We start from the raw sequence: 25,248 nt of genomic DNA on the forward strand, positions 1-25,248 counted from the left end.
CAGCATGTTGGACGTTATTGAGAATAATTATCATGAATATGCTTTTCCCGCTGTTGGCCGTGCTGATTTGGTCGATTAACGCCGTCGTCAGCAAACTCTCCGCCACCGCCATCGATCCGGCGGCCATCTCGCTCTACCGCTGGCTGCTGGCGTTGATTGCCCTGACGCCGTTCGTGCTGCCGGGCGTGCTGCGCAACTGGGCGCAGGTGCGCGCCAACTGGTGGAAATTGATGATCCTCGGTTTGCTGGGCATGGTGCTGTACCAAAGCCTGGCGTATTACGCCGCACACAGCGTCAGCGCGCTGTTTATGGGCATCATCGTATCGCTGATCCCGCTGCTGACCATCCTGATCAGCATCGTACTGCTGCGCATTGCACCAACCGTCGGCGTGCTGCTCGGCAGCATACTCTCCTTCTGCGGCCTGATCTGGCTGGTCAGCGGCGGTCAGCCCGGCGTGCTGCTGCAGCACGGTATCGGCAAGGGGGAATTGATGATGCTGCTCGCCACCGCCTCTTACGCGCTGTATGGCGTGTTGACCAAACGCTGGGCCATCGCGCTGCCGAACTGGCAATCGCTGTACGTGCAGATCCTGTTCGGCGTTCTGTTGCTGCTGCCTAATTTCCTGATGGCGCAGGATGTCGGCTTGAACGGCCATAACCTGCCGCTGGTGCTGTTCGCCGGCATTCCGGCTTCGATTATCGCTCCGTTCCTGTGGATCCAGGGCGTGATGCGCCTGGGCGCCAATACCGCCTCGATCTTTATGAACCTGGCGCCGGTGTTTACCGCCGCTATCGCCGTGCTGTTCCTGCATGAGCAGCTGCACGGTTACCACCTGATCGGCGGCGGCATCACCCTGCTGGGCGTTATTCTGTCGCAGCGGCTGCGCACGCCGCTGACGCGTAAAGCCAAAGCCCCGGCGGCCGACGTCGAATCCTGCAAAGAACAGGCCTAAGGCAGCAGCCTGAAACGCACCCGCACCAACAGGCCGCCCAGCGCGGCGGAGCTCAGCAGCTCCGGGCGGGTGCCGTGATACGCGGTGATGTCCTTCACCAGCGCCAGCCCCAGGCCGGCGCCCGGCTGATCGCCCACGTTGTCCAGCCGATGAAACGGCTGCAGCGCCAGCGCCTTGTCCTGCAAGGCGATGCCGGGGCCGCTGTCTTCAATCTCCAGCACGCCTTCCCCTGCCGCCTGATCCTGAGTGAGGCGCGCGGTCACCACGCCCTGACGCGGCGTGTATTTCAGCGCGTTGTCCAGCAGGTTGGCGCACAGTTCGGCCAACAGCAGCGGTTCCCCCGCCACCTGGCACGCCGCCTCGCCTTCAAATCCGAGATCGATCTGTTTACTGCGCGCCTGCGGCAAGCGGGAAAAACAGGCGTCGCGCAGCACCTGCGCCAGATTGACCGGCTGCAGCTGGCGTTCGGCCTGGTGCTCGCTGGCCTTCAGGCGTGAGAGCTGCAGCAGGCGGTCGGTCAGCGCCACGGTATTATCCAGCGTCGCGCTCATCGCCTGCAGGCTTTCGCGCCATTGCTGCGGCCGGTCGCTGGCCAGCGCCACCCCAACCTGAGTCTTCAACACCGCCAGCGGCGTGCGCAGTTGGTGCGAAGCATCGGCGCTGAAACGCTCCTGGCGCGCCACCATCAGCCGCAGCCGTTCGATATAGCGATTGAACGCCACCAGCAGCGGCTGCATCTCCGACCACGGCAATACCCGCGGCAGGGGCGTCAGCTCGCCCGGATCGCGCCGCAGCATAATGCCGGAGAGCTTGCGCATCGGCTTCAACACCCGCTTGAGCAGCGCGAACGCCAGAATCAGGGTCAACACCACCACCGTGCCCTGGCTCAACAGCGCCGCGATCATCATCTGTCGCGCCAGGTAACGGCGCGACTCCAGGGTTTCCGCCACCAGAATGGTCGCCATGCCGCTCACGCCCGACTCGTTGATCGGTTGAAACAGCGCCGCCACGCGGATCGCCCGGCCGAGGTATTCCGCATCGTAAAAATGCACCAGCGCCGGGTAGAGCGTGGAACGCGGGATATGGGGCGGCAACGACGGCAAATCGTCATAGCCCGAAATGCTTTTCCCCTGCGGCGAGATCACCTCGTAATAGAGCTGATCGTTCATGTTGCGCTCGAAGCTGTCGAGCACCACATAGGGCACATCGACCGCCAGCTTGCCATCGCGCACCACCAGCCGCTCCGCCACGGTGCGCGCCGACGCCAGCAGCGTGCGATCGTAAGCCAGGGTGGCGGCGCTCATGGCGCTGAAATAGTGGGTGTAGATCGAGATGCCGCCCAACGCCACCAGCGGCAGGCCAAAAAACAGCAGCAGTTGATAGAACAACGAACGCGGCGCGTTAAACCACCGCATTGCACCGCTCCAGGCTGTAACCCAGACCGCGCAGCGTGATGATTGCCACGTCGCTGCCCTGCAGCTTTTTCCGCAAACGGTGTACGTAAAGCTCGATGCTCTCCGGATTGGCCTCGTCGGACAGCGTAAACACCTGCTCAAACAGCTGCTGCTTGGCCACCGGGCGGCCGCGGCGGTGCATCAACGCGGTCAACACCGCCAGTTCGCGCGGCGTCAGCGCCAGCGGCTTGCCTTCCAGCAGGAAATAGCCTTCGTCGTGATAGGTCAACGCGCCGTACTGTAACGCCGGCTGCGCGGCGCCGACGCTGCGGCGCAGCAGCGCCCGAATGCGCGCTTCCAGCTCGTCCAGTTCGAACGGCTTGGTGAGGTAATCGTCCGCCCCCAGATTCAGGCCCTTCACCCGATCGGCCACGTCGGTGCGCGCCGTCAGCAGCAGCACCGGCAGATCCTGCCCGCGCTTGCGCAGGCGCGCCAGCAAATCCAGGCCGTTCAAACGCGGCAGCGCTACATCCAACACCGCCAGCGCATAGCGTTCGTTGAGCAACAGATGATCGGCCGCCACGCCGTCCGGGGCGACGTCGACGGCAAAGCCGGCGCCGGTCAGCGCCTTTTGCAACCAGTGAGACAGCTCGGGGTGATCTTCAACCAATAACAGTCGCATGTTTCCATTCCATTGATTTACCTGAACAACCTGGCGCCGACACGGCGTCCGTTAACAGGCCGATAACAGAGAATGGCATGGAAAATAAGGGGATAAAAGAGCGCCGCGCCGCCCGTTTTGGGAGCTGGCACACAATTATGTGGTGTACCGCGCGTACCTCCTCTGTTTCAGCGTTATCGAGAGACCCCAATCACAGACTGGAAACTTTTCCGGCCGCTGAAAGGTAAATGAAAGGTTGTTGTTTTAACAATCCTGCAACCGCACCCGGCGGGATTTCACAACCAGAACAATACCGAGGGCAAGTCACAATGAAAAAAATAATGACCCGTACCTTTACCGCCGCCGCCCTGCTGCTGGCGGCCAATCAGGCCTTTGCCGTGGAAGCGCCCAAACGCACCGAATGCATCGCGCCGGCCAAGCCCGGCGGCGGCTTCGATCTGACCTGCAAGCTGATTCAGGTGTCGCTGCAGGACACCAAGGCCATCGATAAGCCGATGCGCGTCACCTATATGCCCGGCGGCGTCGGCGCAGTGGCCTACAACGCCATCGTCGCGCAGCGCCCGGCGGAGTTCGGCACCGTGGTGGCCTTCTCCGGCGGCTCGCTGCTCAATCTGGCCCAGGGCAAGTTCGGCCGCTATAACGTAGACGACGTGAAATGGCTGGCGGCGGTCGGTACCGACTACGGCATGATCGCGGTGCGCGCCGACTCGCCTTACAAAACCCTGAAAGACCTGATGGACGCCTTCCAAAAAGATCCCAACAGCGTGGTGTTCGGCGCCGGCGCCTCCATCGGCAGCCAGGACTGGATGAAAACCGCGCTGCTGGCGCGCGAAGTCGGCGTGGATCCGCGCAAGATGCGCTATGTGGCATTCGAAGGCGGCGGTGAGCCGGTAACCGCGCTGCTCGGCAACCATATCCAGGCGGTCTCCGGTGACCTGAGCGAGATGGTGCCTTATCTGCAGGGCGACAAGATCCGCGTGCTGGCGGTGTATGCCGAGCAACGTCTGCCGGGCCAGCTGGCCGACATTCCCACCGCCAAAGAGCAGGGATACAGCCTGGTGTGGCCGATCATTCGCGGCTTCTACGTCGGGCCGAAAGTCAGCGATGAAGAGTATCAGTGGTGGATCGACACCTTCCAGAAAATGATGGCGACCGACGAATTCAAGCAACAGCGCGATCTGCGCGGCCTGTTCGAATTCAACATGACCGGCAAAGAGCTGGACGCCTACGTGAAGAATCAGGTTGCCCAATACCGTGAGCAGGCAAAAGTGTTCGGCCTGGCCAAATAACCGCAGGGGAAAACCATGAGCGATCGTATTTTTGCCGGCTTCTGGCTGCTGCTGTGTATCGGCGGGCTGTTCATCGGCTGGGGCATCCAAAGCGAATACAGCTATGAACCGCTGGGGCCGCGCCCGTTTCCGCTGGCGATCCTCAGCCTGATGGCGCTGTGCGCGGCCCTGCTGTTGCTGCGCCGCCCGCAGGCGGTGGAGTGGCCGCACAACAAGGTGCTGCAGCGGCTGCTGGTGCTGGTGATCACCCTGGTGCTGTATGCCTGGGGTTTTGAATGGCTGGGCTTCCCGCTGGCGACCGCGCTGCTGACGTTCAGCATCGGCCTGCTGTTTCAAGCCAGCCTGCCGGCGGCGGCTATCTCCGGCGTCGTCATGGGTGCAGCGCTGTATTACGCCTTTGACCAACTTCTCGATGTCACACTGCCGCTCGGCGCCTGGCTGAGCTAACGGGAGCGATGATGGATACCTGGATGTATTTGACCCAAGGGTTCGAAGTGGCGCTGGTGCCGCAGAACCTGATTATCGCCCTGATCGGCTGCTTCGTCGGCACCATCGTCGGCCTGCTGCCGGGCCTCGGGCCGATCAACGGCGTGGCGATCCTGCTGCCGCTGGCGTTTGCCCTCAAGCTGCCGGCCGAATCGGCGCTGATCCTGCTGGCGACGGTGTATATCGGCTGCGAGTACGGCGGGCGCATCTCGTCGATTCTGCTTAACGTACCGGGCGACGCGGCGGCGATCATGACCGCGCTGGACGGCTACCCGATGGCGCAGCAGGGGCGCGCAGGCGTGGCGTTGTCCATCTCGGCGGTCAGTTCGTTCGTTGGATCGATGATCGCCATCGGCGGCATCATCCTGTTCGCGCCGCTGCTGGCCCGCTGGTCACTGGCCTTCGGCCCGGCGGAGTATTTCGCTCTGATGGTGTTCGCCATCGCCTGCCTCGGCAGCATGATGAGCCAAAACCCGCTGAAATCGCTGCTGGCGGCGCTGATCGGCCTGGGGCTGGCGACGGTGGGCGTCGACGCCAACACCGGCGTTTACCGCTTTACCTTTGACAGCGTGCACCTCTCCGACGGCGTGCAGTTTATCGTGGTGGTGATCGGCCTGTTCTCGGTCAGCGAAATCCTGCTGATGCTGGAAAGCACCAGCGCCGGGCAAAAGCTGGTGCGTAAAACCGGCCGGTTGCTGTTCAACCGCAAAGAGGCGGCGCAGTGCGCAGGCCCTACCCTGCGCTCGTCGGTGATCGGCTTCTTCGTCGGCATTCTGCCAGGCGCCGGCGCCACTATCGCCAGTGCGCTGACCTACATGACCGAGAAGAAAATCAGCGGCAACAGCGACACCTTCGGCAAGGGCGACATCCGCGGCGTAGCGGCGCCGGAAGCGGCCAACAACGCCTCGGCCTGCGGTTCGTTCATTCCGATGCTGACGCTGGGGGTGCCGGGTTCCGGCACCACGGCGGTGATGATGGGTGCGCTGACGCTGTACAATATCACCCCCGGCCCGGCAATGTTCACCGAACAGCCGGACATCGTCTGGGGACTGATCGCCGCGCTGCTGATCGCCAACGTCATTTTGCTGATCATGAACCTGCCGCTGGTCGGCCTGTTCACCCGCATGCTGACCATCCCGCTGTGGTTCCTGGTGCCGGCGATCGCCGCGGTGTCGGCGGTGGGGGTTTATGCGGTGCACAGCACCACCTTCGACCTGCTGCTGATGGTCGGGTTGGGCGTGTTCGGCTACATCCTGCGCAAAATGCACTTCCCGATGTCGCCGCTGATTCTGGGCTTCGTACTGGGTGAGATGCTGGAGCAGAATCTGCGTCGCGCGCTGTCGATCAGCAACGGCGAGTTCGGCATTCTGTGGAGCAGCAGCATCGCGCAAACGCTGCTGGTGCTGGCGGTTGCGGTACTGGCGCTGCCGCCGCTGCTGCGCCTGATGCGCAAACGCCGCCAACCGGCGGCCGAGGCCAAAGCCGAGTAACGCGAAACGGGCGGGGATCCCCCGCCCGTTGTGTTTAACGGCGTAGGGCCGCAATTCCCCTTTCCAACGCCTCGATATCGTCATCGGCGAGCAGGGGCTGAATCACCGCAAAGTCCGCCTCGGACAAGTCATAGAGGCGCAAGGCAAGCAACCGCGCGATGACCTCCGGCGCGAACCGCCAACGGATAAACCGCGCGGGGTTACCGCCGACGATGGCATAAGGCTCAACATCGCCGACCACCACGCTGCCGGCGGCGACGATCGCCCCCTCGCCTATCGAGACTCCCGGCATCAACATCGCCCGCATGCCAATCCAGCAACCGTCCCCCAGCCGGGTGTCGCCTTTGGGGCGGTACGCCCGTTTGATGGTTGCCATAAACGGATACAGGCTCAGCCAGTCGATACGATGGGTGTGGTTGCCGCCCATCAGGATCACTGTTTCGGCCGCGATGCACACATAATCGCCGATCAGCAGGCGGTCTATTTCGCCCAGCGGCTGCCATTGCCGGCTGACCGCGTCGCCGTGCAGATAGCGCACCACCGAGCGCTCGAAGCCGTTATCCCAGCAGTCGCTGTAGTAGCTGTGGGTGCCTTTGATGATGATATTCGGGTTGGTCACCGTCTGATGCAGCAGCTCGGTTTTGGACCAGTGTTTTTCGGACATGGCGTATTCTCTTGTTACGGGAATAAAAGCCACGGAACGGAATGTCTGTGGCCGTGTTGTCGTTCACTCAACACGGCCATTCAAGCGATAAGCGCTCGTTTCAATCTCGGGTTATTCATCTTACGGCCTCTCTTGCGAGGCGTAATGGTAGCCGATCACGCCTCGGCGGTCTTGCTTTTCAACAGCAGCACCCCGCCCATCACCAGCGCGCTGCCCAGCAGCTGCAGCTGATTCATGCTCTCCCCCAGCAGGAAATAGGCGATCACCGCGGTGAACACCAGTTCCAGCGACAGGATCAGGTTGGCCACCGCCAGCGGCAGCGTTTTCAGGCTGATATTGTACAGCCCGAAGCCCAGCAGCGTCGGCCCGGCGGCCAGCGCCAGCAGCAACAGCCAGCCGCTCCACTGGATGCCCTGTGCGCCGTGCGACAGGAACCACAGAGAGCCGGCCATGCCGTGGAACGCCGCCAGCGGGAACGCCGTCAGCGCCGCGTTGAACACCAGCTGGTACAGCGCCGAAAAACCGAACACGTACAGGATGGTGTTCCACACCGGATAGCCGCGTTCGCTGGCCACCCGCCCGCCGAGGGTATACAGGGTATAACCGATGCCCGACAGCATCCCGACCAGCAGCCCCAGCAGATCGAAGTGGCTGTTCCCCATGCTGTCGCCGTTGCTGACCAGGAAGCAACCGCCCAGGCTGATGGCGATCACCAGCAATTGGCGCAGCGTCAGGCGTTCGCTGTACATCACCCAGCCGAGGAACACGGTAAAGCCCACCGAGCAGTAGGTCAGAATGGTCGCCACCGACGCGCCGTTCAGCGCCACCGACAGCGTCCACAGGCTGTTGAACAGCGCCAGCAGCAGCCCGTAAAGCGCGTAGAACACCACCTGTTCACGGCGCAGGCGCGCCCACTGCGGTTTCACCAGCAACAGCAGCGGCAACAGCACCAGCGCCACCAGCGCCGCGCGCCAGAACGCCAGCACGAAGGTCGGCAGGTGATAGTACTCGGTCAGCGCGCGAATGATGATGGCGGTAAAGGCCAGCAGCATGGCGCTGATAATGGCGATGACGTACCCCTGGTGGCTGCCCTGAAAGAGGCGCGCGCCGGGCAACGCCGGCCGGGCGGAAACGCCTGACGGTAATGACATGAGATCCTCGGAGAAATGGCGACGTTAATGCTCAGGCGGACAGTGTAACGCGGCCATTTTTTCTCACTATAGCCACTTTACGGCGTTGTCATGCAGGCCACTTTTCTGCGCTTGAAGCCCTGTTGACATGGGGTATAGTAAAAATCACTCTCCATAACCGGGCCAATTTCGCATGCATATCCCGTTGGATCGCGAGCAGGACGTTCCGCTCTATTTACAGATCGAAGAAGCGCTGCGGCGCGCCATCCTCACCGGCGTGTTCGTCGATGGTGACAAACTGCCCTCGACGCGCACGCTGGCGGCCGAACTGGCGGTCAGCCGTTTAACGGTGGATAACGCCTACGCCGAACTGGCGGCCAAGGGCTTTTTGCATCAGCGGCGCGGCAGCGGCGCCTATGTCGCGCACCCGCAAGCGCAGGCGCGCCCGGCCCGGCCGAGCAGCGATGCCCCATTCCCGCTGGAGAGCTTCACCACCCTCACCTCGCGGCTGGACGGCTACGCCGACGCCCCGCTGCCGGAGGGGCTGATCAACTTCGCCGCCGGCGTCGGCAGCCCTAAGGTGTTTCCGCTGGAGGCGTTTCGCAAAGTGCTGCTGTCGGTGCTCAGCCGCCATGCAGAAGAGGCCTTCAGCTACGGCGAATACTGCGGCTACTACCCGCTGCGCGATACGCTGAGCCGCATTCTCAGCGCGCAGGGCATCCCCACGCAGGCGGAACAGGTGCTGATCACCAACGGCTCGCAGCACGCCATCAGTCTGGTGGTGCAAAGCCTGCTGGCGCCGGGCGATACGGTGATCGTCGAAGAACCGACCTACGCCGAAGCGCTGGGCCTGCTGCGCCAGCACCGCATCAATATCGTCACCGTACCGGGCGACCGCCACGGCATGCGGGTGGATTTGCTGCCGGAGTTGTTGGAACGCCACCGTCCCAAACTGATCTACACCATCCCCAATTTCCACAACCCGACCGGCCGCTGCCTGAGCGAGGCGCGGCGGCGACGCCTGCTGACTGTCGCCCAACAGGCCGGCGTGGTGATCCTGGAAGACGACTTCGTCGGCGATCTGCGTTACCAGGGCAAACAGCTGCCGTCGCTGCGCGCGCTGGCGCGGCCGGGCGCGGTGATCTACGTCAGCACCTTCTCCAAAATGCTGCTGCCCAGCATGCGCATCGGCTATCTGGTGGCGGACAGCGAACACTATCAGCGTTTCGCCAGGCTGAAACACGTCGACAGCTTCACCAGTTCCAGCCTGATCCAGCGGGCGCTGGACGCGTTCGTCACCGTCGGCCGTTACGACAAGCAGCTGCGGCGCGCCGGGCGCGTCTACCGCCGCCATCTGGAGGTGATGATTGATGCCTTGCAACGGCGGCTACCGCCGGGGTGCCGCTTCGAAACGCCGCAGGGGGGCTTATTTATCTGGCTGACGCTGCCGGCGACGGTGACCACCACCGAACTGATGCCGGTCGCCTGGCGGCACGGCGTGACCTTCGCACGCGGCGAATGCTTTTATGCGCAGGAACAGCTGGGCGCGCACGGCCTGCGGCTGAACTTCGCCGCCAACTCACCGCCGCAGATTGAAGAAGGTATCGCCCGGCTGTGCCGGGCGATTGAGGAGGTGATAACGGAGAAAAACACCGGTTAGACGGCGGCCCACCACAGCCGCAGCTTCATCCCCCAGTAGCTGGTCCAGCCGGTGGTGCTCTGCACCACCTTGCCCTGCGAAACCACCACGAAGGTCGGCGTCACGCCAATCTGCCACTGCGCCGAGAGCGTACCGGCCGGATCGTTGACCACCGGCAGCGCCAGCCGTTTGCGCGCCAGCCAGTGTTTCACCTGGGTATCGTCGCCCGAGCGCAGCGCGACGGTCAGCACGTTGCCATCTGCCGCCTGCAAACGGGCGACGTCCGGCGTAGTGAAGCGGCAGACGCCACACCAGCTGGCCCAGAAGTAAACCAGCAGCGGCCGCTCATGGCTGAGCTGCGCCAACGACACGCGCTCGCCGTCCAGCGTGGTCAGCGTCTGAGCATCGAAGGCCGGCGGCGCCTGCGGCGCGTTCAGCCAATCCATCACCGTCACCACCGCCAGCGCGATCAGCGCCAGCAGCAGCAACTCGCGCCCCCAGCGCTTGAGCTTAGCCATGGTTGGCCTTCGCCAGCTGCTGCTTCACCATCGCTTCCAGCTCTTCATACGACACCGCCCCCGGCAGCATCCGATCGCCGATCAGCGTCGCCGGCGTCCCCTGCACGCCCAGCTGTTCCGCCAGCTCCATATTGGTGCGCAGCGTGGTCATGCTCTGTTCGCTGGGCGCCACCGCCTTGACGCCGGTTTTCTCTTGCGCGGCGGCGATGCTGGCGTTGTCGTGGAAGCCCTTTTTCGCCATCAGCCGCTGGTGCAGGGCCCAGAATTGATCCGGGTGCTGTTGCCAGGTGGTGAGCGCCACGCGCGCCGAACTGACCGAGCTTTCGCCCTTGAACGGCAACAGCTTCACCACCAGCGCCACGTCCGGGTATTGCTTGACGATCTTCTCCAGCATCGGATCAAAACGCTTGCAGTACGGGCAGTTATAGTCGGTAAAGGTCACCAGCGTCAGTTTGGCGTTGGCGGCGCCGAGGCGCGGGCTGGCCGGATCCTGGTACAGCGTTTTGGCGTTCTGCTTGATAGCCTGGCTGATTTGCTGGCCGGCGGTTTGCTGCTGCCAGGCGTCCACCGCCTGCGCCAGAATGTCCGGGTTGGACACCAGCGTTTCGCGGATCATCTCTTTGATACGCGCCTCTTGTGCCGGGGTGAAAGGCTCGGCGGCCCACACCGGGGCGGCGATGATCATCAGTAAAATCAGTAGCTTTTTCATTGTTCGGTTCCTTTGGCATGGGAAAGCGTTTGCAGCACGGCGTCACGGGTCAACAGCGGGGATAACACCTCGCCGTCCGGGCTGCCGGGGCCATAGATTTGGTTGAAAGGCACGGCGACGCTGCCGCGCTTTTGCAGGAAGGCGCTGATGTCGGCCGACGGGCGGCTCCAGTCGCCACGCAGCGCAACCACGTCGTCGGCGCTCAGCGCGCGCTGTACGTCATCACGCAGCAGCACATTGAATTTATTGGCTTTACAGGTCACACACCAGTCTGCGGTCACGTCGACGAACACCCGCTTATGCTGGGCCAGCGCCTCGGTAATCGCTTGCTCGCTCAGCGGTTGCCACTGCACCCGATCCTGCAACGGCTGGCGCCACAGGCCGGCGGTCAGCGATCCGGCCAGCAAGGCCACGCCCGCCAGCACCAACGTGCCCGCCGCCAGCTTGGCCGCCAACCGTGGGCCCTGCTGACGCCACACCGCCAGCAGCAACGTCAGCAGCGCCAACGCCCCCAGCCACAGCGTGGCCTGCACGCCGATATGGTTGCTCAGCAGGCTCAGCAGCCACAGCGACGACGCCAGCATCAGCAGCCCCATCGCCAGCTTGACGGTATTCATCCAGCGGCCGGGGCGCGGCAAGCGCAGCGCCAGCGATGGCCAGGCGGCGATCAGCAGCCACGGCAGACTCATGCCAATACCGAGCGCGATGAACATGCCCCACAGCACCGGCAGCGACGCCGCCAGCGCGAAGGCCACCGCCGTGCCGAGAAACGGCGCCGAGCACGGCGTCGCCAGCAGCGTGGCAAACGCGCCCTGCCAGAAATGGCCGCTCAGACCGTGCCCATTATGGGTCGCCAGCGACGTATTCAGATCGGACGAGAGGCGCAGATGGAACAGGCCAAACAGGTTGGCGCTGAACAGCAGCGTCACCAGCACCATAAAACCGATAAACCACGGATTCTGGAACTGAATACCCCAGCCGAGCGCATGGTTGCCGAGCCGCAGCAGCGTCATCAGCAAGGCCAACGCCATAAACGAGGCGACGATACCCAACGACGACGCCAGGAACTGCAAACGCACGCTGCGCCGATCGCGCCGTTCCACCTGCAGGATGGAGCCGAGCTTGATGCCCAGCACCGGCAGCACGCACGGCATCAGGTTGAGGATCAACCCGCCCGCCAGCGCCATCAATACCGCCTGCCATAGCGGGAACGCCGCACCGGCGGGCGCGGCCAGCGGATCGCCAATCGGCAGCGTAATCTGCTGCGCCATGCCGCCGTCGTCGATCACCAGCGTCAGCGTTTTGCCGCGCAGATCCGGCGCCGCATCGCCCCAGCCATCGCTGACCGGCACTCGCGCCAACAGCTGAGCGCCGTCGGTCTCAACCTGCGGCTTGCCGAGATCGGCATCCGCCAGCGTATCGAAGAACAGCGCGGGCTGCTGCCAACCGGCGGCGCGCTCGGCGGAAATCTGCAGCTCGCCGTTGCGGTAACCGGCCTTGACGCCCTCCGCCACCCCGGCGGCGATCGGCACCTGTCCCATCGCCTGCGCGAAGTCGTGGTTAAACTGCGGATCGTTCGGCGTCGTCAGATCCAGGCTGAACGGGTAGTCGGTCAGAATGCAGACGTTACTGCAGGTGGATAGCGTCAGGGTGCCCGCCAGCGGGCCGGATACCTGGCCTGACATCACGATCGGCAGCGTGACCCGATCGTGATAGCCCTGGGTGGAAATGCCGGCCACCTCGAAACGCTGCGGCGTCGGCCAGTGCCAGGTCGCTGGCGGCGGGTTGCCCTGCCAGACGATAGCCGGCGCGATGCCGCCTTCGCCTGGGGAACGCCAGTAGGTTTTCCAGCCCTTTTGCAGCTCGACCGACAGCAGCAGGCGGGTCTCCCCCGGCTGTGACGTGTCGGCACGCAGCCGCACCTTGGCATGATCGTTGGCCGGGTTTTGCAGCCAGCCGCTGTCCGCCGCCTGCAAGGCAGGCAGCCACAGCATAAACAGGCAAGCGCAGGCCAGCCTGATAATTTTCAACATGTTAATTCTCCATAAATGATTAATTCACCGCGAAAAACGGGCGATTAACTCATTCACGGAAAACGCATAATCGAAGGTGCACCCTGAGGGTGGGCGGTGAAATGGCGCGAGGAGGAGGAATACGCAGGCGCGCGGCAATGGTCGGCGCCAACAGCGCCAGCAGCAGGCCCAGCCCGAACAGTACGGTTTCGAACATCACCGGCGGCGCGGCCAGCAATGATTTGGCGCTCAGTTCACAGGGCGTCGGCTGCGCTTCGGCGGCGGTGTCACTGGACTGAACGGCGGTGGCGGCCGGGATCCCCAGCGTTTGCTGCAGCGCATGCAGGCCCGCCATGCGCTGGGTCATGCACGTCAGCACCACCAGGCAAGCCAGGCATAAAAACCATTTTGCAATCCGCTGCCGTTTAACCATGCCATCCTCATGTTCGGGTCTGGGGTTATCTTAGCGACGCGGGCGCGATTAGCAACGTTTTGTCGGTAAAGAAATGTCTGAGCGGCGGTATTGATGGCGGCAATTTACAGGTATCATAGCGGGTAAGCCTGCGCTTTTCGCCGGGTACGATGATGATTCTCTCCTCCAGGCATTCTGCGGGGATACACAGCGAAGGACTGGTGATATGCAACCTTTGAGTGGGCCGGGCACCCCAATCGCCGGCGAACGCCCTCCCTCCCCGGGCAAAACGGCGGCCACTGACGATCAACCCCTTTCTCCGGCACAGCGCACGACGCTGGAAAAGCTGATCGTGAAAATCATGACGCTCAGCCCGGCAAAATCGGCGGAGATCTGGGCGACTCTGCGCCACGAGCTCGGCGCCGACAACGGCGGTGAACTGCTGGCGCGCCATTTTCAACCGGCGGAACAGCTGCTGCAAACGCGCCTGACGCAGGCGCAGCAAAACCACGCCGGGCGCCAGCTGTTGCAACAGCTGGCCGAATTGCTGCCGCAGGGCAACAACCGCCAGGCGGTCAGCGACTTTATTCGCCAGCAGTTCGGCCACACGGTACTGAGCCAGCTGAGCCCACCACAGCTGCAGCAGGTGCTGAATCTGTTGCAGACCGGCGGCCTGACCATTCCTCAGCCGCAGCAAACCGCTACCAGCGATCGCCCGCTGCTGCCCGCAGAGCATCAGAGCCTGCAGCAGCAGATCACCAAACTTAGCGCGGCCACCGGTGAAGCGCCGGCTAAAATCTGGCAAACGCTGTTTGATCTGGCGGGCGTGAAAACCAACGATCCGCTGCCGGCGCGCCACTTCCAGCTGTTAAACCAATTCTTGCAAGTGAAGGTGGCCCTCAGCCCGCAGAGCGCGCCGACGCTGAACAATCTGCTGGCGGCGCTCAAGCAGCCGGCGGACGAGCAAGAGCTGCAGCAGATGAACGACTACTGCCAGGCGCGCTTCAACTGCGGTGCCAATGCGCCGCTGACGCATCCGCAAATGAGCGACGCCATTCATCAACTGTTTGCCCGCCGCCTGGAAAAAGCCGGCCAGGCTCAGGCTATCGTCAGCCACCCTGTCGATCCGCAGCCGCTGCTCAACCCGCTGATCGCCGCCCTGCCGCTGCCGCTGCAAAAAGCGCTCAGCAAACCCGCCGTCGCGCTGATCCTGCTGCTGTTGGCGCTGGCCGTCGTGCTGGCGCTGGTGTTTTAACGCCTCAGGCGCAGCCGCAGTCCTCAACAGCCGCCCGATCGCGCAACGATCCCGGCTGTTCGCCGATGGCCAACGGATGGCCGTCGCGCAGCCAGAAGTCCAGCCCACCGATCAGCTCCTTCACCCGGAATCCCAGCTTCGCCAGCTTGTAAGCGCCCTTGGTGGAACCGTTGCAGCCGATGCCGTCGCAGTAGGTCACATACACTTTTTCGCGATCCAGCTGCGCCGTGCTGGCTTCATCCATCAGACGATGCGGCAAACTGAGCGCACCGGGAATATGCCCGGCGGCGTACATCGCCTCCGCGCGGGTGTCGATCACTATCACCCCCTCCACGCCATTGCGCAGATCCTCCGCCACGTCCCAGGCATCCGCATAGCGGCTCAGTTTGGCCGCCAGGTAGGCCAGGCTCTCTTCCGGCGCCGCCGGAGAAAAAGCCAGCACCAATGATTCTTTCGACATACCATTCACTCCCGTGCATCAAGACAGATGACAATAGTGCCCCATTTTGGTCTTATGATTGATACCCATTTTCCAACCGTGATAAGACCCATTATGCGGCACTCGCTGGTCACGTTGTTTCAGCAATCGCCCCACACCGCCGGCACGCTGCGCGATCGCCTGTGCGGCGCATTACGGCAGGCCATCCACCAAGGGGCATTGAGCGTGGGGCAACGCCTGCCTTCCAGCCGGGTGCTGGCCAGCGATCTGGGCCTCTCGCGAGTGACCGTCGAAGCGGCCTACGGTCAGTTGGAGGCGGAGGGATATCTGCAGCGCCGCGTCGGCCAGGGCACCTTTGTGGCGATTATCATCGCCAAATCACCGCCGCCGGCGACCGCTGCCGGCATACCGCGCCTTTCGCAGCGCGGCCAACAGATCGTACAAACCGGCGGCTGCCGCGATCCGCAGCAGCCACGGGCGTTTGCCGCCGGTTCGCCGGATCTGCGCGCGTTTCCGCTGGCCTTGTGGAAGCAACTGACCGCACAGCGCCTGCGGCTACAGGGAGAAAGCCTGCTGCGCTACGGTGACCCGCAGGGCTATTTGCCGCTGCGTGAAGCGATTGCCGCCCACGTCAATCAAACGCGCGGCGTGATCTGCGATGCACGGCAGGTTATCGTGCTGACCAGTTCGCAGCAGGCGCTGCAGCTGATCGCCACGCTGCTGCTGGACAGCGGCGACAGCGTCTGGATGGAAGAACCGGGTTACACCGGGGCAAGAAACGCCTTTATCAGCGCCGGAGCCGCCCTGACGCCGGTCGCGGTGGACGGCGACGGCCTGCGCGCTGACCCCTCCTTGCCCGACCCTCGTTTGATTTATCTGACGCCCTCGCACCAATACCCAACCGGCGCAGCGCTCAGCCTGGCACGCCGGTTGGCGCTGCTGGCGCTGGCGGACAGGCAGCAGGCCTGGATCGTCGAGGACGATTACGACAGCGAGTTTCATTACGACGGCCTGCCGATACCGGCGATGCAGGGCCTGGATCGCCGTGGCCGGGTGCTGTACCTCGGCACCTTCTCCAAATCGCTGTTCCCTTCGCTGCGGTTGGCGTACCTGATCGTCCCGCCCACGCTGGTTGACGCGTTCGTCACCGCGCGCACGGTGTATGACGGCCACAGCGCGCAGCTGATGCAGGCGGTCACCGCCGAATTCATCCGCCAGGGGCACTTTGCCGCGCATATCCGCTATATGCGCCAGCTCTACCGCAGCCGGCGCGATGTGTTGCTGGCGGAAGTTCGCGAAAAACTCGGCCACTTCGCCACGCCCGCTCCCGCCGCCGGCGGCCTGCAGCTCAGCGTCTGGCTGCCGCCCGGCCAGGAGGCGGCGCTCAGCCGACAGGCGCAGCGACTCGGCATCCTCACGCCCCGGCTGACGGCACAATACCAGACGGCTCAGGCGCAGCGCGACGGCTGGCTGCTGGGCTTTTCGGCCCTGACGCCGGGCGAGATCCGCAGCGCCGTCGAGCGGCTGGCGCAGATCGCCGTGGCTTAGCCCGGCCCCAACGGAATGCCGACCGGCTTATTGCTCGGTCAGGCGCATTTCCGCCACCAGCGGCAGGTGGTCGCTCACCGCCGGCCAATGCACGCCGTTCCAGTCGCCGCTGGCGTTCGGTACCGTCAGGCTGTCCAGATGCCAGCGCTGCGCGTTGCCGGTGAAGAGGTAATCCACCTTGATCTCGGCGTTTTCCGCCGGCCAGCTGCGGCCATCCTGCCCGTTAGGCATGATGTCGTTCCAATAGCGGCTCAATTCCAGCCAGGTCACGCTGCCCGGCACATCGTTCATGTCGCCGAACAGCAGCTTGATACCGCGCACTTCTATGGTGCGATCGTTCAGCTCCCGCACCTGATCCAGGCGCATTGTCGGGTCTTCCTTGGTATCGAGGTGGGTGTTGAACAGGGTGATCGGCGCCGGGAACTCCGGCACGTCGACCTTGGCGCTGAAGGCAATGCGCTGTTCGCGCTGGCCGGACGGCAGCGGATAGATCACGGCGTCGTGCAGCGGATACCTGGAGAGAAACGCCAGGCCATATTCACCGCCGTCGAAGTCGATCGCCCGGCCGAACACCGCCTGCATGCCGGTCAGCTTCGCCAGCTCCGCCGCCTGATCGACGCGGCCGCTGCGGGCGGTGAGCTTATCCACCTCTTGCAGCGCCACCACGTCGACGTTCATCGCGCGAATCGCCTTGGCGATGGCGGTCATGTCGCTGACCTTGCCGGCGGCGATATTGAAGCTGGCGACGCGGATCTTCGGCGCCTGTTCCAGTTCGTAGGTTTTGTTTTTCAGGCCGCCCAGCGCGCTGGCCACTTCGCGGCTGTTGGCGTTGCTGTTGGCATGTCCGGTGTCGGCAGAGGACCAGGCGCTGGGAGAGAGGCCAAGGGACAGTATGGTGATAAGCAGAGCGTGACCGGTGTGCATGAATTCTCCTTGAGGAACAGATAAGTGTTATGCGGGCGCTTCCCGGCCCACAGCTAACACCGATTTTGCCGCAGAAACCTGCGACGATTTCCTAGTTTCACCGCTATTTTTTGTTTCTGCGCGATGCTTCGCATTCTGGCGGTTTACGCATTGCATCGTTGGACAAACGGCTGATTTCGTTTTAAAACCGGTAGATTGCCAACCGCGAGGAGTTCCGATGACCAGCCCGATTGCCGAACAGCTCACCGAACGTTTCTTCCGCTATCTGGCGGTGACCAGCCAGAGCGACGCCGCCGTAACCACCCTGCCCAGCACGCCGGGGCAGCATGAGATGGCACAGCTGCTGGCGGAAGAGCTGCGCCGGCTCGGCCTGGCCGACGTGCAGATAGACGACCACGCCACCGTCACCGCCCGCAAGCCCGGCACCCAACCCGGCGCGCCGCGCATCGGCTTCATCACCCATATCGACACCGTGGACGTCGGCCTGTCGCCCGAAATTCGCCCGCAGCGCCTGCGCTTCACCGGCGAAGATTTATGCCTGAACGCCGAGCAAGATATCTGGCTGCGCACCGCCGAGCACCCGGAGATCCTGCCCTACCGGAACGAAGAGATCCTGTTCAGCGACGGCACCAGCGTGCTGGGCGCCGACAACAAGGCGGCGGTCACCGTGGTGATGACGCTGCTGGCCAACCTGACCGCCGCCGATCGCCACGGCGATATCGTGGTGGCATTCGTGCCGGATGAAGAGATCGGCCTGCGCGGCGCCAAGGCGCTGGATCTGCAGCGTTTCGCCGTCGATTTCGCCTACACCATCGACTGCTGCGAACTGGGTGAAGTGGTTTACGAGAATTTCAACGCGGCGGCGGCGGAGATCCGCATCGAAGGGGTAACCGCCCACCCGATGTCGGCGAAAAACGTGTTAATCAACCCGATACGCATCGCCAACGACATCATCAACCGATTCGACGTGCAGGATACCCCGGAACACACCGACGGGCGCGAGGGCTATTTCTGGTTCACGGATCTGGCCGCCAATGCCAATCAGGCGACGCTGAAGGTGTCGATTCGCGACTTCGATCGCGCCACCTTCGAGGCGCGCAAAACCCGCCTTGAGGAGACGGTGCGTCAGGTGGCGGGCAACTATCCGCGCGCCAACGTCAGCTGCAGCATCAGCGACATCTACAGCAACATCAGCAACGCCATCGGCGAAGATCGGCGCGCCATCGATCTGATCTTTGGCGCCCTTGCCGCCCACGGCATCCCGCCGAAGGTGATCCCGATGCGCGGCGGCACCGACGGCGCGGCGCTCTCGAGCCGCGGCATCCTGACGCCCAATTACTTCACCGGCGCGCATAACTTCCACTCGCGCTTCGAGTTTTTACCCGTCAGCGCCTTTGTGAAATCCTACCAGGTAACCCGCAGCATTTGCCTGTTGGCCGCCCGGCAGAGCGGTAATCCGGGCTAGCTCAACAGCCAGCCGACCAGCGCGGCCCAAGCCAGCAGCGGCAGCGAGTAATAGTGGAAGCGCAACCAGATCTTGCGCTCCCCCGCCATGCGCAGCGCAATCAGGTTGGCGAGCGAGCCGATCGCCAACCCAAAGCCGCCGGCATTGACCGCATAGGCCAACTGCGCGCTGGAGGGCACATAGTTGAGCAGCAAAATGGTGGCCGGCACGTTGCTGACGATCTGCGACAGCCCGACGCCCAGCGCATACCCCCCGCCGTCGCTCAGCCCGGCGATAGCAGCAAACGCCGGCTGAAGCGGCGGCAGGCGGGTAAACAGGCCAACATCGATAAACATGGCGGCGAACACGAAAATCAGGCTCCAATCGATCTGCAACAGCACCCGGCGCGCCAGCAACAAAAAGCCGGCGAACACCGCCAGCAGCCCATACAGCGGCAAACCGATATCCAGGCACAGCAGGAAGATCGCATACAACCCCACGCAGCTCAGCAACAGCGGCCGTTGATAGGGGTAGCCCTCGGTATTCGGCGTTTTCACGATGTCGCGCGCTGGGAAGCTGAACCAGGTCAACGCCAACAGGCTCAGCATCATCGCGGCGCCAAACGGCGCCATCTGGCCGATGAAGCCGAGGAAAGAAAGGCCGGAGCGGCTCCACAGCAGGATATTTTGCGGGTTGCCGATCGGCGTCAGCAGCGAACCGGCGTTCACCGCCAGCGCCTGAAAGATGATCAAACGGCCAACCGGCAGCGCCGACAGCTTTTTCAGCGTGATGGTGAGCGGAATGGCGATAAACAGCGCCACGTCGTTGGTCAGAAACGACGACAGCAGCGCGGCGGAAAACACCAGGAACAGCGCCAGCCGCCGTTCGCTATGCAGCCGGTTGATAATCTTGCGGCCAACGAAGTCGAAGTAGCCGCTGACCTCGACGCCTTTGGTCAGCAGCATCAGCCCCAACAGGGTAATGAGGGTGCGGCCGTCGATAAACCCGCCCAGCGCCGCCAGCGGCTGCGGATGAAAGGCGAACATCGCCACGCCGGCCAGCAACAGCGCATGCAGGAAACGGTCTTTGACAAAGGGATGGATAAGCCGGGAAATGGCGGTTGCACTCATGGTGGCAGCTTGAAACCTCAGCGAAAAGCATGAGCGAGACGTTAGCTCAGGCGCAGCCGCAACGCCAGCAAAATGCTATTTTACCTTTATCCGCTTTCCATTTGCCGCGCTTTACTTTATTTGTAGCGGCTTTCTCGTTTTCAAAGGACATGTTATGGCTTCCCTGTTCGCCAAAGGGGCGTTGCTCAGCGCCTTATGCGCCCTGCTCGCCGCCTGCGACGATGCCTCCTCCCGCCCGCAAATCGCTATCGACGGCAAGACCATGGGCACCTTCTACAGCGTTAAAGTCAGCGGTGACGTCGCGATCGGCAAGCAAGAACTGCAGCGGCAGATCGACGCGGTGCTCGAACGGGCCAACGACGATATCTCCACCTACCGCGCCGACTCGGTGCTGTCGCAATTTAACCGTAGCGCCAGCCTCGAACCGCAGCCGATCCCGCGCGGCATGGCGGACATCGTGCTGATGGCCCAGCGCATCGGCCGCGATACCGGCGGCGCCATGGACATCACCGTTGGCCCACTGGTGAACCTGTGGGGATTCGGCCCCGACAAGCACCCGGTCAAGGTGCCGGAACAGGCGCAGATCGACGCGGCGAAGCAGCGCATCGGCCTGCAGCACCTGAAGCTTATCAGCGACAATCGCGGGGAGTGGCTGCAAAAAGATCTGCCGGACATGTACGTCGATCTCTCGACGCTGGGCGAAGGCTACGGTGCCGATGAACTGGTGCGCCTGATGAACCGCAACGGCATTACCAACTACCTGGTATCGGTCGGCGGCGCGGTCTCTTCACGCGGCGTCAACGGCCAGGGCAAACCCTGGCGGGTGGCAATCCAAAAGCCAACCGACCGTGAAAACGCGGTGCAGGCGCTGGTGGATCTGCACGGTTACGGCATCAGCACCGCCGGCAGCTACCGCAACTACTTTGAACAAAACGGCCAGCGCTACTCCCATGTCATCGATCCGACCACCGGCAGGCCGATCAACCACCGGCTGGTTTCCGCCACGGTGATCGCCCCCACCGCGCTCGAGGCCGACGGCTGGGATACCGGCCTGATGGTGCTGGGCACGGAGAAAGCGTTGAAACTTGCTGAAGAGAAAGGGCTGGCGGTCTACCTGATCAGTAAAACCGACGACGGCTTTAGCGCCGTGATGACGCCGCAGTTCAAGGCGTTTTTGGTGCAGTGAAATAAAAAAGCCCGGCACGCAATGGCCGGGCTGGTTGCATGCGCCCGCAGGCGCCGCGCCGATCACTTGGTCAGCGCGATGATGCCGAGGGTCAGACCGGCCACTGCCGCCGCGCCGCCGGCGATCGCGCCCGCGGTTTCCCAGTTATCCTGAGTGGTGCCCTTCATGCAGGTGTTGGTGTGCACCAGACGCCCCTGGTCATCGTAGACCGGAACGCAGGGAGAATCAGTGGCGCATCCGGCCAACACGGCCGACAGTAACCCAACCGCAATTAACTTTTTCATACTTCTTGCCTCAATGTTCGATCACTTTAGAAAGCCACGCCGAGCGATAATCACGCTACCTGGCTATTGTATGCCCAACGCGTGTAATGGCGAGGTAATGATGTGTCAGGGGATGTGATTTGGGAAAACTCCGAGCGCTCGCCCGGCGGGCTTTGAACGGTAAAAAGCCCGCGAAAACGCGGGCTTGATGGCGAGATGAAGCTCAGGCGGAATTATTTCGCCAGTTTGCGCATCACCAGGGTGGCGTTGGTGCCGCCGAAGCCGAAGCTGTTGGACATCACCGTGGTCAGCTCGCGCTGAGTCGGCTGAGTCACGATGTTCATGCCGGCCGCCTGCTCATCCAGGGTTTCGATGTTGATGCTCGGCGCGATAAAGCCGTGCTCCAGCATCAGCAGGCTGTAGATCGCTTCCTGCACGCCTGCGGCGCCCAGCGAGTGACCGGTCATCGCCTTGGTGGAGGAGATAGCCGGGGTATTGTCGCCGAACACTTCGCGAATCGCGCCCAGCTCTTTCACGTCGCCTACCGGCGTGGAGGTGCCGTGCACGTTGATGTAGTCGATAGGCGCATCCAGATCCTGCATCGCCATCTTCATGCAGCGTACTGCGCCTTCGCCCGATGGCGCAACCATGTCGGCGCCGTCGGACGTTGCGCCGTAGCCAACGATTTCTGCATAGATGTGCGCACCGCGCGCCAGCGCGTGCTCCAGTTCTTCAACCACGACCATACCGCCGCCGCCGGCAATGACGAAACCGTCACGATCGGCGTCGTAGGTGCGGGAGGCTTTTTCCGGCGTGTCGTTGTACTTGGTGGACAGCGCGCCCATCGCGTCGAACTCGCAGGCCATTTCCCAGCACAGCTCTTCGCCGCCGCCGGCGAACACGATGTCCTGTTTGCCCAGCTGGATTTGCTCAACCGCGTTACCGATACAGTGTGCAGAGGTCGCGCAAGCGGAGCTGATGGAGTAGTTTACGCCGTGGATTTTGAACGGCGTCGCCAGGCAGGCGGAAACGCCGGAAGCCATGGCTTTGGTGACCACGTACGGGCCAACCGCTTTCAGGCCGCGCGGGCTGCGCATCGCATCGGCGCCGAACACCTGGAAGCGCGGAGAACCGCCGCCGGAACCGGCGATCAGGCCCACGCGCGGGTTGTTTTGATACTCTTCTTCCTTCAGGCCGGAAGAAGCGATCGCTTCTTGCATCGCCAGGAAGGCATAGATGGAAGCATCGCTCATGAAACGCACCGCCTTGCGGTCGATCAGGCCGGTCGTGTCGAGCTTAACTTGCCCCCATACGTGACTACGCATGCCGGAATCTTTCAGTTCCTGGGAGAAAGTGATCCCAGAACGTCCTTCCTGCAGGCTCGCCAGGACCTCCTGCTGGTTATTACCAATGCTGGAGACAACTCCCAGGCCAGTAATCACTGCACGTTTCATTCAATACCTCTTCCACTATTTACCTACGGGATTTTGCATCGCACTTTAGCGTACAGATGTAAGCCGAACAAGTCCGATCAGCGTTTTTCAGCTTTATTGTTGTCCAGTTTGCGCCTGGGCGCCAGCGCCGTTAGAATTCGCGGCATCCCTTGAATTTCGAGCTATTGACCGTGAACCACGCCCCCATCCAAACCGCAACGCTAACCTGGAACGAACAGGGTACACCTGTTTCGAAACAGTTTGATGACGTCTATTTTTCCAATCAGGATGGGCTGGAAGAAACCCGCTATGTCTTCCTGCACGGCAACCGGCTGCCGCAGCGTTTCGCCACTCACCCGCGCCCGCTGTTGGTGGTGGCGGAAACCGGATTCGGCACCGGGCTCAATTTTCTTACGCTGTGGCAGGCCTTCGCGGGCTTCCGCCAGGCCGAGCCGGACGCCGCGCTGCAACGCCTGCACTTTATCAGCTTTGAAAAATTCCCCCTTCAGCAGGCCGATCTGGCGGCGGCGCATGCGCGCTGGCCGGAGCTGGCTCCCTATGCCGACGAGCTGCGCGCCCAATGGCCGCTGCCGCTGCCGGGCTGCCATCGCCTGCTGTTGGCCGAAGGCCGCATTACGCTCGATCTGTGGTTCGGTGACGTCAACGAATTGCTGCCTCAGTTCGACGCCAGCATGAATAACCAGGTCGACGCCTGGTTCCTCGACGGCTTCGCACCGGCCAAAAATCCCGACATGTGGACCGAGCAACTGTTCGCCGCCATGGCGCGTTTCGCCCGGCCAGAAGGCAGCTTCGCCACCTTTACCGCCGCCGGCTTCGTGCGCCGCGGCTTGCAGCAGGCCGGTTTTCAGGTCAACCGTTGCAAAGGCTTTGGCCAAAAACGTGAGATGCTCGCCGGCGGTCTGCCGGCCGATACGCAGCCTACACCCCACCCGGCGCCCTGGTATCGGCGTCCGGCGGCGGACAACACCGCCGACATCGCCCTGATCGGCGGCGGCGTCGCCAGCGCGCTCACCGCATTGGCCTTATTGCGGCGCGGCGCCAGCGTCACGCTGTACTGCGCCGACGAGCAGGCGGCCGAGGGCGCTTCCGGCAACCGTCAGGGGGCGATTTATCCTCTGTTGAACGGCAGCGGCGACGCGCTGGAGAGTTTCTTCAGCGCCGCGTTTCCCTTCGCCCGTCGTCAATACGACACCCTCTTGCAACAAGGCGTCACCTTTGATCACCAGTGGTGCGGCGTCAGCCAGCTGGCCTACGACGAAAAGAGTGGGGCCAAGATCGCCAATATGCTGAAAACCGACTGGCCGCCGGCGCTGGCGATGGCGGCCGACCGCGAGACGCTCAGTGAACTGTGCGGCGTCGATACCGGCTTTGGCGGCATCACCTACCCGCAGGGCGGCTGGCTCTGCCCGGCCGAGCTGACGCGCGGCGCTATCGCGCTGGCGCAGCGGCAGGGTCTAGTCTGCCGCTACCGGCACGATGCGCAGGCGCTGGCGCGTGAAGAAAACGGCTGGCGTATCGACTTCACCCACGGCGAAAGCCACCGCCATGCGACGGTGATCCTGGCCAACGGGCACCGGTTGGCCGAGCTGGCGCCGACGCAAGCCCTGCCGCTGTACTCGGTGCGCGGGCAGGTGTCGCACATCCCAAGCTCGCCGGCCCTCGGTCAGTTGAAACAGGTCTTGTGCTACGACGGCTACCTGACGCCGGTCAACGCCAACAACGGCCAACACTGCATCGGCGCCAGCTACCAGCGTGGCGACACCGCCACCGACTACCGCGAGCAGGAGCAACAGGAAAACCGCGAGCGCCTGCTGCGCTGCCTGCCGGAACAGGCCTGGCCGCAGCAGGTGGACGTCAGCGCTCGCCTGGCGCGCTGCGGCGTGCGCAGCGCCACCCGCGATCATCTGCCGATGGTCGGCGCGCTGCCGGACTATCAGGCCACGGTGACGCAGTATCAGGATTTGCAGCGGCAGAACCAGCGCGGCGAAACCGTCGCCGATGCGCCGGTCTATCCCGGCCTGTTTGCTATCGGCGGGTTGGGATCGCGCGGGCTGTGCTCGGCGCCGCTCGCAGCGGAAATTCTGGCGGCGCAGCTGTTCGGCGAACCGTTACCGGGCGATGCGCGTCTGCTGGCGGCGTTGAATCCGAATCGGATGTGGGTACGAAAGCTGCTGAAAGGGCGTGCGGTTTAATTCATGAATGAGGGGCGCGGTGATGCGCCCCGGCA

General features: G+C 63.3%; 23 protein-coding genes. 10 read left to right on the forward strand and 13 right to left on the reverse strand.

Features of this window, described 5'->3' with window-relative positions:
* Positions 1-32: 32 nt before the first annotated feature.
* Positions 33-953 (forward strand): DMT family transporter, encoded by a 921-nt coding sequence (locus QOL81_RS06100; RefSeq protein ID WP_055311859.1) that lies wholly within the window; start codon positions 33-35, stop codon positions 951-953.
* Here the strand turns inward: QOL81_RS06100 and QOL81_RS06105 are convergent.
* Positions 950-2,368 (reverse strand): sensor histidine kinase, encoded by a 1,419-nt coding sequence (locus QOL81_RS06105; protein ID WP_060420013.1) that lies wholly within the window; start codon positions 2,366-2,368, stop codon positions 950-952. The genes QOL81_RS06100 and QOL81_RS06105 overlap by 4 nt on opposite strands.
* Positions 2,355-3,029 carry a transcriptional regulator TctD gene (tctD, locus tag QOL81_RS06110; RefSeq protein WP_038876462.1) on the reverse strand — a complete coding sequence of 225 codons (675 nt, stop codon included), beginning with the start codon at positions 3,027-3,029 and terminating at the stop codon, positions 2,355-2,357. Before tctD ends, QOL81_RS06105 begins: the two co-directional genes overlap by 14 nt.
* Positions 3,030-3,337: 308 nt before the next feature.
* Between tctD and QOL81_RS06115 the strand changes: the two genes are divergently transcribed.
* From QOL81_RS06115 to QOL81_RS06125, 3 genes are read left to right on the forward strand one after another with little or no spacing between them, the layout of a single operon-like run.
* Positions 3,338-4,318 (forward strand): Bug family tripartite tricarboxylate transporter substrate binding protein, encoded by a 981-nt coding sequence (locus QOL81_RS06115; protein ID WP_033635359.1) that lies wholly within the window; start codon positions 3,338-3,340, stop codon positions 4,316-4,318.
* 15 nt (positions 4,319-4,333) lie between these two features.
* A complete protein-coding gene (locus QOL81_RS06120; protein ID WP_019453755.1) occupies positions 4,334-4,765 on the forward strand; it encodes a tripartite tricarboxylate transporter TctB family protein in 432 nt (143 codons plus the stop codon).
* Between the two features lie 11 nt (positions 4,766-4,776).
* Positions 4,777-6,294 (forward strand): tripartite tricarboxylate transporter permease, encoded by a 1,518-nt coding sequence (locus QOL81_RS06125; protein ID WP_016926872.1) that lies wholly within the window; start codon positions 4,777-4,779, stop codon positions 6,292-6,294.
* A gap of 34 nt (positions 6,295-6,328) precedes the next feature.
* Here QOL81_RS06125 and QOL81_RS06130 read toward each other — a convergent pair whose 3' ends face one another.
* Both QOL81_RS06130 and QOL81_RS06135 read right to left on the reverse strand, forming a co-directional pair.
* Positions 6,329-6,958 (reverse strand): CatB-related O-acetyltransferase, encoded by a 630-nt coding sequence (locus QOL81_RS06130; protein WP_060420011.1) that lies wholly within the window; start codon positions 6,956-6,958, stop codon positions 6,329-6,331.
* A gap of 155 nt (positions 6,959-7,113) precedes the next feature.
* The gene (locus QOL81_RS06135) at positions 7,114-8,109 is read right to left on the reverse strand and encodes a DMT family transporter (protein ID WP_049200152.1); all 996 of its coding nucleotides are present in this window, start codon (positions 8,107-8,109) and stop codon (positions 7,114-7,116) included.
* Positions 8,110-8,281: 172 nt separating this feature from the next.
* Here QOL81_RS06135 and pdxR (QOL81_RS06140) point away from each other — a divergent pair, with 172 nt between their 5' ends.
* On the forward strand, positions 8,282-9,748 hold the full coding sequence (gene pdxR / locus QOL81_RS06140) for a MocR-like pyridoxine biosynthesis transcription factor PdxR (RefSeq protein ID WP_169318643.1): 1,467 nt from the start codon (positions 8,282-8,284) through the stop codon (positions 9,746-9,748).
* On the opposite strand, the gene QOL81_RS06145 is transcribed toward pdxR (QOL81_RS06140), so the two are convergent.
* From QOL81_RS06145 to QOL81_RS06160, 4 genes are read right to left on the reverse strand one after another with little or no spacing between them, the layout of a single operon-like run.
* Complete coding sequence (locus QOL81_RS06145) at positions 9,745-10,245, reverse strand: protein disulfide oxidoreductase (protein WP_060420008.1); 501 nt, start codon at positions 10,243-10,245, stop codon at positions 9,745-9,747. The two genes, pdxR (QOL81_RS06140) and QOL81_RS06145, sit on opposite strands and share 4 nt — an antisense overlap.
* Complete coding sequence (locus QOL81_RS06150) at positions 10,238-10,954, reverse strand: DsbA family protein (protein WP_038876482.1); 717 nt, start codon at positions 10,952-10,954, stop codon at positions 10,238-10,240. Before QOL81_RS06150 ends, QOL81_RS06145 begins: the two co-directional genes overlap by 8 nt.
* On the reverse strand, positions 10,951-12,987 hold the full coding sequence (locus tag QOL81_RS06155) for a protein-disulfide reductase DsbD family protein (protein WP_060432135.1): 2,037 nt from the start codon (positions 12,985-12,987) through the stop codon (positions 10,951-10,953). Before QOL81_RS06155 ends, QOL81_RS06150 begins: the two co-directional genes overlap by 4 nt.
* 49 nt (positions 12,988-13,036) lie before the next feature.
* On the reverse strand, positions 13,037-13,399 hold the full coding sequence (locus QOL81_RS06160; protein WP_047730175.1) for a hypothetical protein: 363 nt from the start codon (positions 13,397-13,399) through the stop codon (positions 13,037-13,039).
* A 205-nt stretch (positions 13,400-13,604) separates the two neighbouring features.
* Between QOL81_RS06160 and flk the strand changes: the two genes are divergently transcribed.
* Positions 13,605-14,633 carry a flagella biosynthesis regulator Flk gene (flk, locus tag QOL81_RS06165; protein WP_060420006.1) on the forward strand — a complete coding sequence of 343 codons (1,029 nt, stop codon included), beginning with the start codon at positions 13,605-13,607 and terminating at the stop codon, positions 14,631-14,633.
* A gap of 4 nt (positions 14,634-14,637) precedes the next feature.
* On the opposite strand, the gene QOL81_RS06170 is transcribed toward flk, so the two are convergent.
* Complete coding sequence (locus tag QOL81_RS06170) at positions 14,638-15,093, reverse strand: rhodanese-like domain-containing protein (RefSeq protein WP_060420003.1); 456 nt, start codon at positions 15,091-15,093, stop codon at positions 14,638-14,640.
* A gap of 93 nt (positions 15,094-15,186) precedes the next feature.
* On the opposite strand from QOL81_RS06170, the gene pdxR (QOL81_RS06175) reads away from it, so the two are divergent.
* Entirely contained in the window at positions 15,187-16,620 is a 1,434-nt protein-coding gene (gene pdxR / locus QOL81_RS06175) for a MocR-like pyridoxine biosynthesis transcription factor PdxR (RefSeq protein WP_197757788.1), read from the forward strand.
* 27 nt (positions 16,621-16,647) lie between these two features.
* On the opposite strand, the gene QOL81_RS06180 is transcribed toward pdxR (QOL81_RS06175), so the two are convergent.
* Positions 16,648-17,544, reverse strand: coding sequence for an endonuclease/exonuclease/phosphatase family protein (locus QOL81_RS06180; RefSeq protein WP_142110291.1), 897 nt, complete (start codon positions 17,542-17,544; stop codon positions 16,648-16,650).
* 217 nt (positions 17,545-17,761) lie between these two features.
* On the opposite strand from QOL81_RS06180, the gene pepT reads away from it, so the two are divergent.
* Positions 17,762-19,009: a peptidase T gene (gene pepT / locus QOL81_RS06185; protein WP_283439723.1), complete on the forward strand. Its 1,248-nt coding sequence runs from the start codon at positions 17,762-17,764 to the stop codon at positions 19,007-19,009.
* Here pepT and QOL81_RS06190 read toward each other — a convergent pair.
* On the reverse strand, positions 19,006-20,118 hold the full coding sequence (locus QOL81_RS06190; protein WP_283439724.1) for an SLC13 family permease: 1,113 nt from the start codon (positions 20,116-20,118) through the stop codon (positions 19,006-19,008). The genes pepT and QOL81_RS06190 overlap by 4 nt on opposite strands.
* Positions 20,119-20,272: 154 nt before the next feature.
* Here QOL81_RS06190 and apbE point away from each other — a divergent pair, with 154 nt between their 5' ends.
* Positions 20,273-21,304 (forward strand): FAD:protein FMN transferase ApbE, encoded by a 1,032-nt coding sequence (gene apbE, locus QOL81_RS06195; protein WP_070915272.1) that lies wholly within the window; start codon positions 20,273-20,275, stop codon positions 21,302-21,304.
* 62 nt (positions 21,305-21,366) lie between these two features.
* On the opposite strand, the gene QOL81_RS06200 is transcribed toward apbE, so the two are convergent.
* Positions 21,367-21,588, reverse strand: coding sequence for a putative periplasmic lipoprotein (locus QOL81_RS06200; RefSeq protein WP_004936201.1), 222 nt, complete (start codon positions 21,586-21,588; stop codon positions 21,367-21,369).
* Between the two features lie 212 nt (positions 21,589-21,800).
* On the reverse strand, positions 21,801-23,021 hold the full coding sequence (gene fabB / locus QOL81_RS06205; RefSeq protein WP_016926857.1) for a beta-ketoacyl-ACP synthase I: 1,221 nt from the start codon (positions 23,019-23,021) through the stop codon (positions 21,801-21,803).
* Between the two features lie 170 nt (positions 23,022-23,191).
* Between fabB and mnmC the strand changes: the two genes are divergently transcribed.
* Complete coding sequence (gene mnmC, locus QOL81_RS06210) at positions 23,192-25,213, forward strand: bifunctional tRNA (5-methylaminomethyl-2-thiouridine)(34)-methyltransferase MnmC2/FAD-dependent 5-carboxymethylaminomethyl-2-thiouridine(34) oxidoreductase MnmC1 (RefSeq protein WP_197827378.1); 2,022 nt, start codon at positions 23,192-23,194, stop codon at positions 25,211-25,213.
* The last annotated feature ends 35 nt before the right edge of the window (positions 25,214-25,248 follow it).

The sequence above is a fragment of the Serratia sp. CC22-02 genome, from assembly GCF_900182895.1.
In the GTDB taxonomy this organism is placed as follows: Bacteria; Pseudomonadota; Gammaproteobacteria; order Enterobacterales; family Enterobacteriaceae; genus Serratia; species Serratia nevei.

Bases quoted from the DNA above. Each gene is read 5' to 3' on its own strand.
- QOL81_RS06100 (WP_055311859.1), top strand. From the start codon at position 33: ATGAATATGCTTTTCCCGCTGTTGGCCGTGCTGATTTGGTCGATTAAC.
- QOL81_RS06105 (WP_060420013.1), bottom strand. From the start codon at position 2,368: ATGCGGTGGTTTAACGCGCCGCGTTCGTTGTTCTATCAACTGCTGCTG.
- tctD (WP_038876462.1), bottom strand. From the start codon at position 3,029: ATGCGACTGTTATTGGTTGAAGATCACCCCGAGCTGTCTCACTGGTTG.
- QOL81_RS06115 (WP_033635359.1), top strand. From the start codon at position 3,338: ATGAAAAAAATAATGACCCGTACCTTTACCGCCGCCGCCCTGCTGCTG.
- QOL81_RS06120 (WP_019453755.1), top strand. From the start codon at position 4,334: ATGAGCGATCGTATTTTTGCCGGCTTCTGGCTGCTGCTGTGTATCGGC.
- QOL81_RS06125 (WP_016926872.1), top strand. From the start codon at position 4,777: ATGGATACCTGGATGTATTTGACCCAAGGGTTCGAAGTGGCGCTGGTG.
- QOL81_RS06130 (WP_060420011.1), bottom strand. From the start codon at position 6,958: ATGTCCGAAAAACACTGGTCCAAAACCGAGCTGCTGCATCAGACGGTG.
- QOL81_RS06135 (WP_049200152.1), bottom strand. From the start codon at position 8,109: ATGTCATTACCGTCAGGCGTTTCCGCCCGGCCGGCGTTGCCCGGCGCG.
- pdxR (WP_169318643.1), top strand. From the start codon at position 8,282: ATGCATATCCCGTTGGATCGCGAGCAGGACGTTCCGCTCTATTTACAG.
- QOL81_RS06145 (WP_060420008.1), bottom strand. From the start codon at position 10,245: ATGGCTAAGCTCAAGCGCTGGGGGCGCGAGTTGCTGCTGCTGGCGCTG.
- QOL81_RS06150 (WP_038876482.1), bottom strand. From the start codon at position 10,954: ATGAAAAAGCTACTGATTTTACTGATGATCATCGCCGCCCCGGTGTGG.
- QOL81_RS06155 (WP_060432135.1), bottom strand. From the start codon at position 12,987: ATGTTGAAAATTATCAGGCTGGCCTGCGCTTGCCTGTTTATGCTGTGG.
- QOL81_RS06160 (WP_047730175.1), bottom strand. From the start codon at position 13,399: ATGGTTAAACGGCAGCGGATTGCAAAATGGTTTTTATGCCTGGCTTGC.
- flk (WP_060420006.1), top strand. From the start codon at position 13,605: ATGCAACCTTTGAGTGGGCCGGGCACCCCAATCGCCGGCGAACGCCCT.
- QOL81_RS06170 (WP_060420003.1), bottom strand. From the start codon at position 15,093: ATGTCGAAAGAATCATTGGTGCTGGCTTTTTCTCCGGCGGCGCCGGAA.
- pdxR (WP_197757788.1), top strand. From the start codon at position 15,187: ATGCGGCACTCGCTGGTCACGTTGTTTCAGCAATCGCCCCACACCGCC.
- QOL81_RS06180 (WP_142110291.1), bottom strand. From the start codon at position 17,544: ATGCACACCGGTCACGCTCTGCTTATCACCATACTGTCCCTTGGCCTC.
- pepT (WP_283439723.1), top strand. From the start codon at position 17,762: ATGACCAGCCCGATTGCCGAACAGCTCACCGAACGTTTCTTCCGCTAT.
- QOL81_RS06190 (WP_283439724.1), bottom strand. From the start codon at position 20,118: ATGAGTGCAACCGCCATTTCCCGGCTTATCCATCCCTTTGTCAAAGAC.
- apbE (WP_070915272.1), top strand. From the start codon at position 20,273: ATGGCTTCCCTGTTCGCCAAAGGGGCGTTGCTCAGCGCCTTATGCGCC.
- QOL81_RS06200 (WP_004936201.1), bottom strand. From the start codon at position 21,588: ATGAAAAAGTTAATTGCGGTTGGGTTACTGTCGGCCGTGTTGGCCGGA.
- fabB (WP_016926857.1), bottom strand. From the start codon at position 23,021: ATGAAACGTGCAGTGATTACTGGCCTGGGAGTTGTCTCCAGCATTGGT.